This is a genomic window from Phreatobacter aquiterrae, from assembly GCF_053471285.1.
On sequence record NZ_JBJPHW010000005.1, the window covers coordinates 277,472 to 293,678 of the forward strand.

The window sequence follows — 16,207 nt, forward strand, 5'->3', positions numbered from 1 at the left end:
CGCCGGCCCCTCGGGGTGTGAGGCGCCAAACGGTCAAGGAGTGAATCATGGGTACGTTTAGCGCCTGGCACTGGATTCTGGTCGCCATCGTGGTGCTGCTGCTGTTCGGGCGCGGCAAGATCTCCGAGTTCATGGGCGATGCCGCCAAGGGCATCAAGGCCTTCAAGAAGGGCCTGGCCGAAGAGGACAAGCCGGAAACGGCGACGGTGACGCCGGCATCGACCATCGATCATCAGCCGGCTGCAACGTCGGCTCCCGCCCAGCCGACTCCTTCGACGACGACGACCACGCCCGAGCAGACGTCCGCCTCGGCGCCCAAGGTCGGTTGAGCAGCGAAGTCGGCCGCGGCGCCGGGTCCGCAGCTATGGGGAGCCGGCGCTTGCGCGCGGGCGGTGAATGGCCATGTTTGATCTGAGCTGGGGCGAAATCGCGTTGATCGGCATCGTTGCGCTGATCATCATCGGTCCGAAGGAACTGCCCGGAGTTCTCAGGGGCATGGGGCAGGCGCTGGCGAAGCTGCGGCGTATGGCGTCCGACTTCCAGTACCAGTTCAATCAGGCGCTGCAGGAGGCGGAGGTCGACAAGGTCAAGTCGTCGATCAGCAGCGTCACGGATTCGGTGACCAGTGCGACGTCATCCACGTTCAACCCGATCGATTACGCGCGCGACCAGATCAAATCAGCGGTGGATGACATCAAGGGGCAGCCTGCCACCGATGCCATCGGTCCCCCGGCTCCTGACCCGCTGGCGCAGGCCATTCCGGCGCCGCCGTCCTACACGGCGGATCCCGCCGCCATTCAGAACGCCTTCGGGCAGGTTCCGGTCGCACCGCCTCCCGCCTTCGCGACGTCGCCTGCGGTCTCGACGACACAGCCGCTTGGGGCTGCACCCGTCGATCCGCCATCTGCGTTCATGGCGGCGCCGGGCGCGCCCCAGCCTGACAACGCAGCGGCGGTGGAAGCCCCCGCCAAACCGAAGCGGAGCCGCAAGGACGCCGCTCCGGCCGTGGCTGAGCCGGCGAGCGCAACCGATACGGCGCCGTCCGACCAGCCCGAAAAGCCGAAGCGCGCCAGGAAGACCAAGGCATGACGCTCGCCCCCGCCCCGGAAGAGAAGATCAAGGCGGACGAGGAGGCCATCGAGGCCTCCAAGGCGCCCCTGCTGGATCACCTCATCGAACTGCGCTCGCGCCTGATCAAGGCGATGCTCGGCTTCGTCGTCTGCTTCATCTTCGCCTTCGCGTTCTCAAAGCAGATCTTCCAGCTGCTCGTCCTGCCCTATGAGTGGGCGGCGGACTATCTGAAGATTCCGCGCCAGGAGGTGCGGCTCATTTATACCGCGCCTCTGGAGTATTTCTTCACGCAGCTGAAGATCGGCATGTTCGGCGGCGCGTTCCTCGCGTTTCCGTTGATCGCCATCCAGCTCTACAAGTTTGTGGCTCCGGGTCTCTATTCCCACGAGAAGGACGCCTTCCGGCCCTATCTCGTCTGGACGCCCGTCTGCTTCTTCGCTGGCGGCATTTTCGTCCTCGTTTTCGTCATGCGGGCGCTCATGCTGTTCTCTCTGGGCATGCAGCAGGCGCCGAGCGACACGGCCACCGCCATCCAGTATCTCGGCCGCGTCGAGGACTATCTCAGCCTCATCATGACGTTGATCTTCGCCTTCGGCATCTCGTTCCAGTTGCCGGTGATCATTGCGCTGCTGGGCCAGATCGGCGTGGTCGACACAGCTTTCCTGCGCGGCAAGCGTCGCTATTTCATCGTCATCGCCTTCGTCCTGGCCGCAATTCTCACGCCGCCGGACGTCATCAGCCAGTTATCGCTCGCCATCCCGCTCATCGGGCTCTACGAAGTCGGCATCCTCGTCGTCGCCCGGATGGAAAGACGGCGCGCGGCGGAGAAGCCGGAAACCGACAGCGATGGGGACGGCGAGACCGCGACGCCAGCCTCCTGAAGCTGGCGGAGACGGTGCAGGACCGCGACGGCCGGACCCTCCGGTCCGGTCGACATGATGCGGGGAGTTGAGATGTCCATCGTCGACAGCATCCGGACAACGGTCCTCGTTCCCGTGCATAAGGAAGGCTATCCCTTTATCGCCATTGCCGGGGCGGGCACGCTGATCCTGCTGTGGTGGGGAGCCTGGCTGACATGGCCCATGCTGGCGCTCACCATCTGGACCATCTTCTTCTTCCGCGATCCGGCGCGGGTCACGCCCGTAAGGGACGGCCTGGTGATTTCCCCCGCCGATGGCCGAATCTCGCTCATCTCGCGCGTTGCGCCTCCGGTGGAACTCGGCCTCGGCGCCGACCCCATGCTGCGTGTCTCGATCTTCATGTCGGTGTTCGACTGCCACGTGAACCGCGCGCCCATCGCGGGCACGATCGAAAAGCTCGCCTATCGTCCGGGAAAGTTCCTCAATGCCGATCTCGACAAGGCGTCGGAGGACAATGAGCGGAACGGTCTCGTGATCCGCAACGCCTACGGCGCCTTCGGCGTGGTGCAGATTGCAGGCCTCATCGCGCGCCGTATCGTCTGGTGGGTGGGCGAGGGGCAGCCTCTGTTGACGGGGGAGCGTTTCGGCATGATCCGTTTCGGCTCGCGCGTCGACGTCTATTTCCCTGAGGGCGCCAAACCTCTCGTCGCGGAGGGGCAGAAGGCCGTCGCAGGTGAGACCATACTCGCGGACATGACCTCCGACGAACCGCAGCGCATCGTCCGGATCGGCTGACGTGCAGGCTCTTTCACGTTAGGCTCCGTGCCATGTCATCGCTGTTCCAGCCTTTCACACCGGATCGCAACGAACCGCCGCGCAAGCGGTTTCGTCCGGTGCCGATGCGCCTGATCATCCCCAACCTGATCACGCTCCTCGCGCTGTGCGCGGGGCTGAGCGCGATCCGCATGGCGCTGGAAGGCAAGTTCGATGTCGCGGTATATCTGGTCCTGCTGGCGGCCATCCTCGATTCGATGGACGGCAGGATCGCCCGCCTCCTGAAGGGCACGTCGAAATTCGGCGCCGAACTGGACAGTCTGGCCGATTTCGTCAGCTTCGGAGCCGTTCCGGCGCTCATCCTCTACCTGTGGGGCATGAATCAGGCGGGTTCGTTTGGCTGGATCGCCGTTCTTGTCTTCTCGATCTGCGGCGCGCTTCGCCTGGCCCGCTTCAATGTGCAGATCGATGATCCCAATCGCCCCGCCTGGATGGCGAACTTCTTCACCGGCGTGCCGATACCCGCCGCCGCCATCCTGCTGCTCCTGCCGATTTATGTCGAGCGAAGCGGCCTGCCCAATCTGCTGAGCCCGCCCTTCGTCACCACGACCTATACCATCGTGATCGCGCTGCTGATGGTGTCCAAGGTTCCGGTCTTCTCGGGAAAGAAGCTCGGTGCGCGGGTGCCACGGGAGGGTGTCCTGCCGCTCTTCGTCGCGGCCACCGCCTTCGTCGCCTTGCTCTTCAGCTACCCCTGGGAAGTGCTGTCGCTCGGGTCGATCGCCTATCTGATCTCGCTGCCGATCGTCGCGGTGCAGGCCCGTCGGATGGCGCAGGCGGAAGAGCAGCCGGCCACGGTGCCGGAAGCGCCTGTCGACGGCGAGAATAATACGCCGGCCTCCTGACCCTTCAGGAGCCCATCCGCCAGCGGGCCACGGCAGCCACGCGCTCGCAAAGCGCGGTCTGCGGGAATCTCTGGCGCAGCACGGCGAAGGCCTGCGAGTCGGACATGTCGCCGTAAGGGCCGAGCGCCGAGATCAACGGATCGGATGTGTCCATCGGGCGTCGGCGTCGTTCGGCGGACACGGTCGGAAAGTCCTGCATCATGGTCGTCTCCAGGTCGCTCCCTCTCAGCCGGTGGCCGGCGATGATCGGGCAACAGGTCCGCACGCGATACGATGCACGTCACCGACGAATGGTCCCCCACCAAGGTTAAGACGCGGTAACTTTCGTCCGGTTCCGTCATTGCACCATGCGGAACCGCCGCGATTCTGGCAGGCCTTGCTTTTGGTCGATTGTCCTCCGGAACTGCACAATTTCTGAGCTTGCGACCCCGGTGGCGCCTCTCCAAGATCGCCGTCTCAGGGAGAATTCCTCTTGGTGGCGGCAGCGGCTCCAGCGCCCGACATTGCGGAAGCGGCTTGGCGCAGGCCTGGGCCGCCGATGCAGCGCGCCCACGGGATCGGACGGCTCGCCTTCGGGCTGCGGGATGGCGCGACCGTCGTCAGGCAATGCTATCAGGAGGCTGGCCTGAGGATCCGGATGCCCCGCGTCGAACCGGGCGAGGCGCTCCAGGCCGTCGTCATCAACACGGCGGGCGGCATCACCGGCGGCGATAGGTTCTCGCTCGATATTGCAGCGTCCGCGGGCACGCGCGCGGTGGTGACGACACAGGCTGCGGAGAAGGTTTACCGGTCCTCGGGCGGCGTCGGCGTGTTCGACACGACCCTCCATGTGGGGGAGGGCGCCGATCTCGCTTGGCTGCCGCAGGAGGCTATTCTGTTCGGGGGTTCGGCGCTGGAGCGCCGCCTGACCGTCGACATGGCCGTGGACGCGACCGTCCTCGCCGTCGAGGCCGTCGTGTTCGGCCGCCTGGCGCGCGGCGAGAGGATCGACAGCGGCTACCTGTTCGACCGCTGGCGCATTCGCCGCGGCGGCCGGCTCGTCTATGCCGAAGGCTTGCGCTTCGATGGCGACATGGCCGGTGCGCTGGCCTCGCGTGCCTGCGGCGGGGGAGCGGTGGCTTCGGCGAGCCTCGTTCTCGTCGCATCTGATGCGGAAGGACGCGTCGAGGCGGTCAGGCTGTTTCTCGACACCCTTTACGCGCAGGGCGTCGAGGCCGGAGTCAGCGGCTTCGATGGCATGCTGTCTCTGCGGCTGCTCGCCGCGGACCCCTTTGCGCTGCGCACCGCGCTGGTGAACATTCTGGAACTGCTGCGCGGACCCATCCCGCGCGTCTGGTCCTGCTGAGGAAGGCTCATGAATCTCTCGCCGCGCGAAAAGGACAAGCTCCTCATCTCCATGGCCGCGATGGTCGCCCGCCGGCGGCTGGAGCGGGGCGTGAAGCTCAATTATCCGGAAACGATTGCGTTGATCACCGATTTCGTGGTCGAGGGCGCTCGCGACGGGCGCTCTGTCGCCGACCTGATGGAAGCGGGCGCCCATGTCATCTCGCGCACGCAGGTGATGGATGGCATCGCCGAGATGATCCACGACATCCAGGTCGAGGCGACCTTCCCGGATGGCACCAAGCTCGTCACCGTCCACGATCCGATCCGCTGATCCCGCACACAGGCACCGATCCATGCACTTCCTCCGCCTCGTCGCCCCCACCGCTGCGATCCTTGTCCTGACCACTGCCGCGCAGGCCCATACCGGCCATGGCGCGACAAGCGCCTTCACGGCAGGCTTTGCCCATCCGCTCGGCGGTTTCGATCACCTGCTCGCCATGGTCGCAGTCGGCCTGTGGGCGGGCCTTGCCGGGGGCAGGGCGTTCTGGCTTTGGCCGGCGAGCTTTGTCGGCGCCATGGTCATCGGCGGCACACTCGGCATGGCCGGCGTGCCCATGCCGCTGGTCGAGCAGGGGATCGTCGGCTCGGTCATCGTCATCGGCCTTGCAGCAGCGCTCGCCTTCAGCCCAAATCTGGTCATGGGCGCGGCGATCGCCGCCCTCGCCGGCCTGTTCCACGGCCACGCCCATGGCGCCGAGGTGCCGGCCGACGCGTCCGGCCTTGCCTATGCCGCTGGTTTCGCGCTCGCCACGGCGCTTCTCCATGCGGTGGGCATCGCGACCACGGTCATTGCCGCCCGGTTCACGCTGCCCATCGCGGCGCGAGCCGCAGGCGGCCTCACCGCCGTGGCCGGCGTCGTGCTGGCGGCCCGCTTCTTCTGATTGACTCCTGCCGGGAGGTTCGCATGCTGGATCTGCGCCCGAACTGTGAATGCTGCGACCGGGACCTGCCGCCGGACGCATCGAATGCGATGATCTGCACCTTCGAGTGCACCTTCTGCGCCGACTGCACGTCGGAGAAACTCGGCGGCACCTGTCCCAACTGCGGCGGCGAACTGGTGCGCCGACCCGTTCGCCCCCAGGCGAAGCTCGCGCGCTTTCCGGCGTCGACGACGCGCATCTTCAAGCCGCAGGGCTGCGCGGGAGCAACGCCATGAAACCCGGCGAGATCATTCCCGCAGAAGGCACGGTCGAACTCAACCAGGGCCAGAACAGCGTCGTGCTGACGGTCTCCAACACCGGAGACCGGCCAGTCCAGGTTGGGTCCCACTACCATTTCTACGAGTCCAACCCGGGGCTCACCTTCGATCGCGAGCAGGCCCGCGGCATGCGCCTCGACATCCCGCCGGGCACCGCCGTGCGCTTCGAGCCGGGGCAGACCCGCGAGGTGACGCTCGTGCCCTATCGCGGATCACGCACCGTCTACGGCTTCCGCCAGGCCGTCATGGGCAAGCTCTGAAGGCCGCCAGGAGACACTGATGCCCTACAGGATGACGCGCGGCGCCTATGCCGACATGTTTGGCCCGACGGTCGGCGACAGGGTGCGCCTCGCCGATACGGAACTCTTCGTCCAGGTCGAGAAGGATTTCACCACCTATGGCGAGGAGGTGAAGTTCGGCGGCGGCAAGGTGATCCGCGACGGCATGGGCCAGAGCCAGATGACCAACCGGTCAGGGGCCGTCGACACGGTCATCACCAACGCCCTGATCATCGATCACTGGGGCATCGTGAAGGCCGACGTCGGGCTGAAGGACGGCCGGATCGCCGCCATTGGCAAGGCGGGCAATCCCGACGTGCAGCCGGACGTGAACATCATCATCGGTCCGGGCACGGAGGCGATCGGCGGCGAGGGCAAGATCCTCACCGCCGGCGGCATCGACAGTCATATCCACTTCATCTGCCCGCAGCAGATCGACGAGGCGCTGATGAGCGGGCTTACCACCATGCTCGGCGGCGGCACGGGGCCTGCCTCCGGCACCACGGCCACCACCTGCACGCCCGGCCCCTGGCACATCACGCGGATGCTGCAGGCGGCGGAGGCCTTCCCGATGAACCTTGCCTTCGCCGGCAAGGGCAACGCCTCTCTCCCCGACGCGCTGGTCGAGCAGGTCGAGGCGGGCGCCTGCGCCCTGAAGCTGCACGAGGACTGGGGAACGACCCCGGCCGCCATCGACAACTGCCTCAGCGTCGCAGATGACCATGACGTGCAGGTGATGATCCACACCGACACGCTGAACGAAAGCGGCTTCGTCGACGACACCATCGCGGCGCTGAAGGGACGCACCATCCACGCCTTCCACACGGAGGGCGCCGGCGGCGGCCATGCGCCCGATATCATCAAGGTGGCGATGGTGGAGAACGTGCTGCCGTCCTCGACCAATCCGACCATGCCCTACACCGTGAACACGATCGAGGAGCACCTCGACATGCTCATGGTCTGCCATCACCTCTCGTCCTCGATCCCCGAAGACGTCGCCTTCGCCGAGAGCCGCATCCGCAAGGAAACGATCGCCGCGGAGGACATTCTCCACGACATGGGCGCGCTCTCCATCATGGCCTCCGACAGCCAGGCCATGGGACGCATCGGCGAGGTGATCATCCGCACCTTCCAGACCGCCCACAAGATGAAGGTGCAGCGCGGCGCCCTGCCAGAGGACGTCGGCACGGGCGCCGACAATTTCCGGGTGAAGCGGTACATCGCCAAGGTGACGATCAACCCGGCCATCGCCCACGGCCTGTCCAAACACATCGGCTCGGTGGAGGTCGGCAAGCTCGCCGATCTCGTGCTGTGGGAGCCGAAGTTCTTCGGCGTGAAGCCGGCGCTCGTCATCAAGTGCGGCACCATCGCGGCCGCCCCGATGGGCGATCCCAACGCCTCCATCCCGACGCCGCAGCCCATGCACTACCGGCCGATGTTCGGCGCCTTCGGCAAGGCGATGACGGCCTCTTCCGTCACCTTCGTGTCGCAGGCGGCCTATGAGAAGGGCGTGCACGAGAAGCTCGGCCTCGATCGCATCGTGCTGCCGGTGGAGAACACGCGCGGCGGCATCTCCAAGAAGAGCCTGATCCACAACGGCGCGACGCCGCATATCGAGGTCCACCCCGAGACCTATGAGGTGCGGGCGGACGGGGAGTTGCTGACCTGCGAGCCGGCGAAAGAGCTGCCCATGGCGCAGCGCTACTTCCTGTTCTAGAGGATGCGCTGCCATTCGCATCAGAGGCGATCGCCATGATCCGCGCCACCAGGGTTCTCGATCCTCATTCCTTCACCGAGAGTTCCGTCGTCGACCGCGTCGTCCTCGACTATGACGAACGCCATCGTCGCCGCCTCGCGATGGAGGGCGTGGAGGGCACCGCCTTCCTCCTCGACCTCGCCGAAGCCGTGCCGCTCGTCTCCGACAGCGGGCTGGAGCTGGAGGATGGGCGCGTCGTTCTCGTGGTTGCCGCTGCCGAATCGCTGGTCGAAATCCGCACATCCGACCCGAACCACATGGTCCGCGTCGCCTGGCATCTCGGCAATCGCCACTTGCCGACGCAGATCATGGGCACGCGCCTGCGCATCCGCAGGGATCACGTCATCGAGGACATGGTGCGCGGTCTCGGCGCGAAAGTCGTGCCGATCGAGGCGCCCTTCGACCCCGAAGGCGGCGCCTATGGCCATGGCACCGTCACGGGGCATGACCACGGCCACTCCCATGGCCACGGGCACGCGCACGACCATGCCCATTCACATGATCACGGACACTCCCCCGACCACGGCCATGCCCAAAGGCCGCGCGACGTGCTGGCTGTGAAGACGGAGGGGCACGTCCACGACGAGACCTGCGGCTGCGGCCACGATCACGGGCATGATCATCACGGCCACGACCACCACCATCACGGCCACCACCATCACGACCACAAGCATGGCTGAGCCGGCCGCCGCCCCGGCGGCGCTCTATCGCCTGCTCGCCTGGATGTCGCCCGCCTATCCGGTCGGGGCATTCAGCTATTCGCACGGCCTCGAATGGGCTGTGGAGACCGGCGACATCACCAGCCTCGGGAGCCTCGTGGACTGGCTGACCGTGGTTCTCCGCGAAGGCTCGGGCCTCGCCGACGCTGCCTTCTGCGCTCATGCCTACCGGGCCGTGGCTGCCGCCGACGGTGCGGCGCTGACCGAGGTCGCCGAGCTTGCGCTCGCCTTCCAGCCCTCGAAGGAGCGGCGGCTCGAGACCACCGCCCAGGGCAATGCCTTCATGGCGGCGACCGAGGCCGCCTGGCCGGCGGCAGCTCTCGCCCTCGTCCGGGCCTCATGGCCCGATGCTGTCGCTTATCCTGTGGCGGTGGGCGCGGCGACTGCGGCCCACGGCATCGACGAGGCGACCGCGCTCCACGCCTTCCTGCATGCGGTGGCGGCGAACCTGATATCGGCTGCCGTCCGCCTCGTGCCGCTCGGCCAGACCGACGGCCAGCGCGCTCTGGCGGCCATGGAGCAGGTGGTGACCGATACGGCGGCCGCGGCGCGTGCCCTCACGCTCGATGACATCGGCGGCCATGCGCTGCGATCCGATCTGGCGTCCATGCGCCATGAAACGCAATATACCCGTCTCTTCAGGAGTTGACCCGATGGCTTCCCCTCACGGCCCCCTGCGCGTCGGCATCGGCGGCCCCGTCGGCTCCGGCAAGACCGCGCTGATGGACGCGCTCTGCAAGACTTTGCGCGGCGAATTCGAGATAGCGGCGATCACCAACGACATCTACACCAAGTGGGACGCCGAATATCTGATGCGGTCGGGGGCGCTGCCGACCGAGCGCATCATGGGCGTCGAGACCGGCGGCTGCCCGCATACGGCGATCCGCGAGGATGCCTCGATCAACCTCGCGGCCGTCGCCGAGATGCGGCAGAAATTTCCTGAACTCGACCTGATCCTGATCGAATCGGGTGGTGACAACCTCGCGGCGACCTTCTCGCCGGAACTCGCGGATCTGACGATCTACGTGATCGACGTGGCGGCGGGCGAGAAGATCCCCTCCAAGGGCGGTCCCGGAATCACCCGTTCCGACCTCCTCGTCATCAACAAGACCGATCTCGCGCCAATGGTCGGCGCCGATCTCGGCAATATGGATCGGGATTCCCGGCGCATGCGGGGACAGCGCCCCTTCGTCTTCACCAACATCAAGACGGGCGAGGGCGTGGCGGAGGTCGCCCGCTTCGTCCGGGAAAAAGGCGGCCTCGGCACCGGCTGAGGCGAGGGGCTGGCCGGCGGCGCGGCCCCTTTTCTTAAAACGGTTCAAAGGCCATGATCCCCGGCAATGACGCCCGAGTGGGCGCTGCGCCGGGAGAGCCCCATGACCACCCAACCCCGTTTCATCCGCCTCGCCGCGGAGGACAATGTCGTCGTCGCTGTCGATATGATCGATGCCGGCAAGCGGGTTGACGGAGTGACGGCGACGGCACGCGTCATGAAGGGCCACAAGATGGCGACGCGACCGATCGCCGAGGGCGAGCCCATCGTCAAATATGGCCAGATCATCGGCTTCGCCTCGAAGCCCATCGCGCCCGGGGACTGGGTCCATACCCACAACTGCGCCTTCGCCGCCTTCGAACGCGACTACGCCTTCGCCCGGGACGCGCGGCCGGAGGACATCCTGCCGCTCGAACAGCGGGCGACCTTCGAAGGATTTCGACGGTCGACCGGCCGGGCCGGCACGCGCAACTACATCGCCATTCTCACATCTGTGAACTGCTCGGCCTCGGTGGCCCGCTTCATGGCCGAGGCGGTGAACCGGTCGGGCATGCTGGCCGAGTTCCCGAATGTCGACGGTGTGATCCCGTTGGTCCACGGCACCGGCTGCGGGCTGGCGAACGAAGGGCTCGGCTTCGACATCCTGGAGCGCACCATCTGGGGTTATGCGACCAACCCGAACGTCTCGGCGGTCTTGATCGTCGGCCTCGGCTGCGAGGTTTTCCAGATTCCGCGTCTCATGAAGGACTACGGGATCGAGCCAGGCGACCGGTTCCGGTCCATGACCATCCAGGAGACCGGGGGCACGAGGAAATCGATCGAGGCCGGCCTCGCACGCATCCGCGAGATGCTGCCTATCGTCAATCAGGCAAAGCGCGAGACGCTTCCCGCCTCCGAACTCTGCCTCGCACTCCAGTGTGGCGGCTCGGACGGGTATTCGGGGATCACGGCCAACCCGGCTCTCGGCAAGGCCGTCGACATCCTCGTGCAGCACGGCGGCACGGCCTGCCTGTCGGAGACGCCGGAGATCTACGGCGCCGAGCATCTCCTGACGCGCCGCGCCGAGAGCCGTGCGGTCGGCGAGAAGCTGGTCGACATCATCCGCTGGTGGGAGGGTTACACCGCCAAGCACGAGGGCTCGATGGACAACAATCCCTCGCCGGGAAACAAGGCGGGCGGCCTCACCACCATCCTTGAAAAGTCGTTGGGGGCCGCCGCCAAGGGCGGGTCCACGACGCTGCGCGGCGTCTATCACTATGCCGAGAAGATCGACCGCGCTGGCTTCGTCTACATGGACACGCCGGGCTACGACCCTGTGGCGGCGACGGGGCAGGTCGCCGGTGGCTGCAATATGCTGACCTTCACCACCGGCCGCGGCTCGGCCTATGGCTGCAAGCCGACACCGTCGATCAAGCTTGCGACGAACTCCGACATTTTCGCCCGCATGATCGACGACATGGACATCAACTGTGGCGACGTGCTGGACGGCGTGTCGCTGGAGGACAAGGGCCGCGAGATCTTCGACCTGATCCTCCGGACCGCGTCGGGCGAGAAGACCAGGTCGGAACTGCTCGGCTACGGCGACAATGAGTTTGTGCCCTGGCAGATCGGAGCGACCATGTGACGTGGCGCCATCAGCAATTCTGCGCAGACCCATTTAGTCGGATATCCAACTAAACGGGTTGCTATCGGTGCGATCCTGTCGCTATCGTCGTCCTCAATCGACCAAAACGCCGGAAAGGCGCGAGGCCAGCAAGGCCTTCCCCGGGACGATTGAGGAGGACGAACGCCATGACGCTTACCCGTCGCCATGCGCTGGCTCTCGCCGGCGCCGCCGTTGCAACACCCGCCGTGATGAGAACAGCCTGGGGCCAGACGCCTCAGGTGTCGCTCAGGCTGCACCACTTTCTGCCGCCGGTCTCGAATGCCCACCAGCGCTTCCTGCTGCCATGGTCGCGCAAGGTGCAGGAGGCGTCCGGCGGCCGCATCAAGATCGACATCTTCCCGTCCATGCAGCTTGGCGGCGCGCCGCCCCAGCTCTTCGACCAGGCGCGCGATGGCGTGGCCGACATCGTCTGGACCCTGCCGGGCAATACGCCGGGCCGCTTCCCGGCGACCGAGGCGATGGAACTGCCCTTCATCGCCGGCAAGCGCGGCGTCACCAATTCGAAGGTCATGGCCGAGCTCGGCCCGACCCACTTCTACAAGGAATATTCCGAGGTCCAGCCGCTGTGCCTGTGGGCCCACGACCACGGCCTCATCCATTCCAACAAGCAGGTGAAGACGCAGGCCGACCTGCAGGGCCTGAAACTGCGCTTCCCGACCCGCCAGGCCGGCGAGGCGCTGCGCGCCCTTGGCGCCACCGCCATCGGCATGCCGATCCCGCAGGTGCCGGAGGCTCTGGCGCAGGGCGTCATCAACGGCGCCGTCGTGCCGTGGGAAGTCGTGCCGGCGCTGCGCCTGCATGAGTTGGTCAACCACCACACCGAGATTCCGGGTTCGCCCACGCTCTACACCGCGACCTTCATCCTTGCGATGAACAAGGCGAAGTACACCGCACTGCCGGCCGACCTGAAGAAGGTCATGGACGATCACTCGGGCATGATGGCTGCCGTCATGGCCGGCGAGATGTGGGACGAGCGCGGGCGTGTCGTCGCCGAGATGGTCAAGGGCCGTTCGCGCAACACCATCACTGTGCTGGCCGAGGACGAGGTCGCCAAGTGGCGCACCGCCACGAAGCCGGTCGAGGAAGCCTGGATCAAGGGTGTCAAGGACCGCGGCCTCGACGGACAGAAGATCGTCGACGACGTGCGGGCGGCGGTTGCCAAGAATATGGCGGCCTGACCGGCATGACGCTTGAGGGGGCGGAAGCGGGCGGCGCACCGGCGCCCCCGCCATGGATGGATCGCATCGCGCGCGTGATTGCCATCTGCGGCGGCCTCTTCATGCTGGCCGCCGCGATCATGGTGACGGTCTCCGTCCTCCTGCGCTGGCTGTTCAGGTCCGGCGTCAGAGGGGACTTCGAAATGGTGCAGATCGCGACAGCCGTGGCGGTCTTCGCGTTCCTGCCGCTTTGCCAGCTCCGCAGGGGCAATGTCTTCGTCGATACATTCACCCTCCGCACGCCCACCTGGTTCAATCGCGGTCTCGACCGGTTGTGGGACGTCGTCTACGCCGGCTTCGCGTTTCTCATCGGGTGGCGACTGATCCTCGGCGGCCTGGACGCCATCGCTTCGCGCACCAGTTCCATGGTTCTGGCCATTCCGGTCGGCTGGGCGATTCTGGCAGTCGGAGCCATGTCGCTTTTCCTCGGCATCGTCGCCCTGACATCAGCCCGGCGCCTGGGGCGCAGGTCCACGTGAGCGGGGCCGCCGTCGCTGCCGTCGGCTTTGCCGGCATGCTGGTCCTTCTGGTACTCCGCATGCCCATCGGACTCGCCATGCTAACCGCTGGCTCCATCGGCTATGCCTGGTTCACGAGCCTGCCGATCTTCCTCAACTACATGAAGACGACGCCCTATCACCTGTTCGCCAACTATACGCTGTCGGTGATCCCTCTCTTCATTCTCATGGGTGCGCTGGCGGAGAAATCCGGTCTCTCCGCCGCCCTGTTCAAGGCGGCTGCGAGCTTCCTCGGGCACCGTCGCGGCGGACTCGGCATGGCGCTGATCGGCGCCTGCGCGGGCTTTGGTGCCATCTGCGGGTCGTCGGTGGCCACGACAGCGACGTTCGGCCGGGCGACGCTGCCGGAGTTCAAGCGTTATGGCTATGACCAGGGCTTCGCCACCGGCATGATCGCAGTCGGCGGGACGCTCGGCATCCTTATCCCGCCCTCGGTCATCCTCGTCGTCTATGCCATCACCACCGAGCAGAACATCGCCAAGCTGTTCATGGCGGCGCTCATTCCGGGCCTTCTCGCCGCGGTCTTCTACTGCATCGTCATCGCCGTCATGGTGCGGCTGCGACCGGATGCCGGTCCGGCGGTGGAGCGGGTCGGCTGGACGGAACGCGGGCGGGCGCTGATCGGCGTCTGGCCCGTTATGCTCATTGCCGTCGCCGTCGTCGGCGGCATCTATGGCGGCGTCTTCACGCCGACGGAGGGCGCTTCCGTCGGCTGCATCGCCATGCTGGTCGTGGGCGTCGCGCAGCGCAGCCTCGGCTGGGCGGAGATCCGGGCCTCGCTCATCCAGACGGCCGAGACCTCGGCGATGATCTTCATCATCCTGCTCGGTGCGGAGGTGTTCAACGGCTTCCTCGCGCTGTCGCAACTGCCGGCGACGGCGGCCGAGATCGTCACGCAGTCGGGCCTGCCGCCCTATGGGGTCATCGTCGGACTGCTGGCCTTCTACATCATCCTCGGCGGCGTCATGGACGAACTCGCCATGATCCTGCTGACGCTGCCGATCTTTTTTCCCATCGTGACGGCGCTCGACCTCGGCATGGTGCCGGACGACATCGCCATCTGGTTCGGCATCCTCGTGCTGATGGTGGTCGGCATCGGCCTGACGGCACCGCCCATCGGGCTCAACGTCTTCGTCGTCTCGGCCATCGCGAAGGACGTGCCGATCCTCTCCACCTATCGCGGTGTGCTGCCCTTCGTGCTGGCCGATGTGCTGCGTCTCGGCCTGGTGGTGGCCTTCCCGGCGCTGGCGCTCTGGCTGGTCAGCATCCTGACCTAGGCAGGCCTACTCGACCTCGACGTCGACATAGAGTTCGGACGTGCCGCTGCCGATGCTGCTCGTGCCCGTGACCGCGAAGATGAACCGGTCGGAACCGGCAAAGCCCGGCCGCGGCGTATAGACCACGCCGGTCCGGCCGTCGGCGACGACGCGGCCGCCGCGCGGGCGCTCAACGATCTCGAGGGATTCGTAGCGGCTCTGTCCGCCAGCCAGCAGGCTGATGCGGCACGGCTCGCCCGAAACCGTCATCGAAATCCGGCCCGGCTGGCCCATAACGAAGGGACGGGCGGCGATGCTGCACAGGGCTGATGCGTCGCTGACGGCGGCAACGACCAGGATCGCTGCGGCTGATAGGGATATGCCTGTATGGTGCATGATGTCGTCCTCCGGTCCCGTCCAGGACGCGTGCAGGCAGTGCTCCCCCCAAAGCCACAACTGGTGCATCAGGGGTCGCCGTCAAGGGCTGAATACGACAAGGACCGCCCGGCATGCTCGGGCGGTCCGGCCGTTGTTCCTCAGGCGGGGGCGACGGGGCGGGGTCAGGCCGCCCGAACGGTCGCCAGGAAACTGTCGACCTGCGTCTTCAGGCGGCTGCCCTGGGTCGCCAGTTCCTGCGCCGCCGACAGGACCTGCGTCGAGGCAGAACCCGTCTCGATTGCTCCGCGATTGACCTCGGTGATGTTGGAGGCCACCTCCGATGTTCCTTTGGAGGCCTCCTGGACATTGCGGGCATGTGAAATCGCGTGCAAGAACCACCCCCTGCTGGGCTGGTTTCGCGTCCAATAACCACCCCTGCTGAGGCCATAGCGCACGATCCTTTCCGTTTTCGGGAAGGGTCCAGGGATGACGGGTGTGGAGACGATCGCGCGGATTCGTTTCGAGCATTACCAGAACGGCAAGGGGATCAAGCGGATCGCCCGCGAGCTGATGATCTCGCGCGACACGGTGCGCAAGGTGCTGCGCTCGGGCAAGACCGAGTTCACGTACAAGCGCGGGGTTCAGCCGTTACCGAAGCTCGGCGCCTGGGTCGACGTGCTGACGGCGATCCTGGAGGCGGAGGAGAATCTGCCGCGGCGTGAGCGGCGCTCGACCGTGCGTCTGTTCGAGGAACTGCGCGGGCGCGGTTACGACGGAGCGCACGATAGCGTGCATCGGTTTGTGAAGGCTTGGCGCGCGGAACGGGCGCGGACGCCGACGCGAGCCTTCGTGCCGCTGAGCTTCGATCCGGGCGAGGCCTACCAGTTCGACTGGAGCCACGAGGCGATCGAACTGAACGGGCTTCCGGTGACGGTGAAGGCGGCGCAAATGC

Annotated in this window: 21 protein-coding genes and 1 pseudogene; 20 read left to right on the forward strand and 2 right to left on the reverse strand. The window is 66.3% G+C overall.

Annotated features, from left to right (window positions below; all coding sequences use genetic code 11):
• Positions 1–47: 47 nt before the first annotated feature.
• The 5 genes from ACJ4V0_RS10420 to pssA all read left to right on the forward strand — a co-directional run bounded on the left by ACJ4V0_RS10420 (position 48) and on the right by pssA (position 3,610).
• Positions 48–329, forward strand: coding sequence for a twin-arginine translocase TatA/TatE family subunit (locus tag ACJ4V0_RS10420; RefSeq protein WP_448299499.1), 282 nt, complete (start codon positions 48–50; stop codon positions 327–329).
• Positions 330–402: 73 nt separating this feature from the next.
• Positions 403–1,089, forward strand: a complete 687-nt coding sequence (gene tatB / locus ACJ4V0_RS10425) for a Sec-independent protein translocase protein TatB (RefSeq protein WP_448299500.1) — start codon at positions 403–405, stop codon at positions 1,087–1,089.
• On the forward strand, positions 1,086–1,952 hold the full coding sequence (tatC, locus tag ACJ4V0_RS10430; protein WP_448299501.1) for a twin-arginine translocase subunit TatC: 867 nt from the start codon (positions 1,086–1,088) through the stop codon (positions 1,950–1,952). Before tatB ends, tatC begins: the two co-directional genes overlap by 4 nt.
• A 72-nt stretch (positions 1,953–2,024) precedes the next feature.
• Positions 2,025–2,726, forward strand: a complete 702-nt coding sequence (locus ACJ4V0_RS10435) for a phosphatidylserine decarboxylase (RefSeq protein ID WP_448299502.1) — start codon at positions 2,025–2,027, stop codon at positions 2,724–2,726.
• Between the two features lie 32 nt (positions 2,727–2,758).
• Entirely contained in the window at positions 2,759–3,610 is an 852-nt protein-coding gene (pssA, locus tag ACJ4V0_RS10440; RefSeq protein ID WP_448299503.1) for a CDP-diacylglycerol--serine O-phosphatidyltransferase, read from the forward strand.
• A gap of 4 nt (positions 3,611–3,614) precedes the next feature.
• On the opposite strand, the gene ACJ4V0_RS10445 is transcribed toward pssA, so the two are convergent.
• Positions 3,615–3,812 (reverse strand): hypothetical protein, encoded by a 198-nt coding sequence (locus tag ACJ4V0_RS10445; protein WP_448299504.1) that lies wholly within the window; start codon positions 3,810–3,812, stop codon positions 3,615–3,617.
• 336 nt (positions 3,813–4,148) lie between these two features.
• Between ACJ4V0_RS10445 and ACJ4V0_RS10450 the strand changes: the two genes are divergently transcribed.
• The 14 genes from ACJ4V0_RS10450 (at position 4,149) to ACJ4V0_RS10515 (ending at position 15,207) form a co-directional block, all read left to right on the forward strand.
• Positions 4,149–4,955 (forward strand): urease accessory protein UreD, encoded by an 807-nt coding sequence (locus tag ACJ4V0_RS10450; RefSeq protein WP_527248924.1) that lies wholly within the window; start codon positions 4,149–4,151, stop codon positions 4,953–4,955.
• Between the two features lie 9 nt (positions 4,956–4,964).
• The gene (locus tag ACJ4V0_RS10455; RefSeq protein WP_448299506.1) at positions 4,965–5,267 is read left to right on the forward strand and encodes an urease subunit gamma; all 303 of its coding nucleotides are present in this window, start codon (positions 4,965–4,967) and stop codon (positions 5,265–5,267) included.
• Between the two features lie 22 nt (positions 5,268–5,289).
• Complete coding sequence (locus tag ACJ4V0_RS10460) at positions 5,290–5,877, forward strand: HupE/UreJ family protein (protein WP_448299507.1); 588 nt, start codon at positions 5,290–5,292, stop codon at positions 5,875–5,877.
• 23 nt (positions 5,878–5,900) lie between these two features.
• Entirely contained in the window at positions 5,901–6,152 is a 252-nt protein-coding gene (locus ACJ4V0_RS10465) for a DUF1272 domain-containing protein (RefSeq protein ID WP_448299508.1), read from the forward strand.
• Positions 6,149–6,454 carry an urease subunit beta gene (locus ACJ4V0_RS10470; RefSeq protein ID WP_448299509.1) on the forward strand — a complete coding sequence of 102 codons (306 nt, stop codon included), beginning with the start codon at positions 6,149–6,151 and terminating at the stop codon, positions 6,452–6,454. The genes ACJ4V0_RS10465 and ACJ4V0_RS10470 overlap by 4 nt, the downstream gene beginning before the upstream one ends.
• 19 nt (positions 6,455–6,473) lie before the next feature.
• Complete coding sequence (gene ureC / locus ACJ4V0_RS10475; RefSeq protein ID WP_448299510.1) at positions 6,474–8,189, forward strand: urease subunit alpha; 1,716 nt, start codon at positions 6,474–6,476, stop codon at positions 8,187–8,189.
• Positions 8,190–8,224: 35 nt separating this feature from the next.
• Entirely contained in the window at positions 8,225–8,908 is a 684-nt protein-coding gene (locus ACJ4V0_RS10480) for an urease accessory protein UreE (protein WP_448299511.1), read from the forward strand.
• On the forward strand, positions 8,844–9,596 hold the full coding sequence (locus ACJ4V0_RS10485; protein WP_448299512.1) for an urease accessory protein UreF: 753 nt from the start codon (positions 8,844–8,846) through the stop codon (positions 9,594–9,596). The genes ACJ4V0_RS10480 and ACJ4V0_RS10485 overlap by 65 nt, the downstream gene beginning before the upstream one ends.
• A 4-nt stretch (positions 9,597–9,600) precedes the next feature.
• Complete coding sequence (gene ureG / locus ACJ4V0_RS10490) at positions 9,601–10,221, forward strand: urease accessory protein UreG (protein WP_448299513.1); 621 nt, start codon at positions 9,601–9,603, stop codon at positions 10,219–10,221.
• A 102-nt stretch (positions 10,222–10,323) separates the two neighbouring features.
• Positions 10,324–11,844: a D-arabinonate dehydratase gene (locus tag ACJ4V0_RS10495; RefSeq protein WP_448299514.1), complete on the forward strand. Its 1,521-nt coding sequence runs from the start codon at positions 10,324–10,326 to the stop codon at positions 11,842–11,844.
• A gap of 167 nt (positions 11,845–12,011) precedes the next feature.
• Entirely contained in the window at positions 12,012–13,064 is a 1,053-nt protein-coding gene (locus ACJ4V0_RS10500) for a TRAP transporter substrate-binding protein (protein ID WP_448299515.1), read from the forward strand.
• Positions 13,065–13,120: 56 nt separating this feature from the next.
• The gene (locus tag ACJ4V0_RS10505) at positions 13,121–13,582 is read left to right on the forward strand and encodes a TRAP transporter small permease (RefSeq protein WP_448299516.1); all 462 of its coding nucleotides are present in this window, start codon (positions 13,121–13,123) and stop codon (positions 13,580–13,582) included.
• On the forward strand, positions 13,579–14,898 hold the full coding sequence (locus ACJ4V0_RS10510) for a TRAP transporter large permease (RefSeq protein WP_448299517.1): 1,320 nt from the start codon (positions 13,579–13,581) through the stop codon (positions 14,896–14,898). The genes ACJ4V0_RS10505 and ACJ4V0_RS10510 overlap by 4 nt, the downstream gene beginning before the upstream one ends.
• Positions 14,899–14,925: 27 nt before the next feature.
• The gene (locus tag ACJ4V0_RS10515) at positions 14,926–15,207 is read left to right on the forward strand and encodes a dsRBD fold-containing protein (RefSeq protein WP_448299528.1); all 282 of its coding nucleotides are present in this window, start codon (positions 14,926–14,928) and stop codon (positions 15,205–15,207) included.
• A 230-nt stretch (positions 15,208–15,437) separates the two neighbouring features.
• Here ACJ4V0_RS10515 and ACJ4V0_RS10520 read toward each other — a convergent pair.
• A pseudogene (locus tag ACJ4V0_RS10520) lies at positions 15,438–15,629 on the reverse strand (methyl-accepting chemotaxis protein); the annotation flags it as partial.
• Positions 15,630–15,741: 112 nt separating this feature from the next.
• On the opposite strand from ACJ4V0_RS10520, the gene ACJ4V0_RS10525 reads away from it, so the two are divergent.
• Positions 15,742–16,207: IS21 family transposase (locus tag ACJ4V0_RS10525; RefSeq protein WP_527248925.1), on the forward strand; the 466-nt coding region annotated here is incomplete at its 3' end.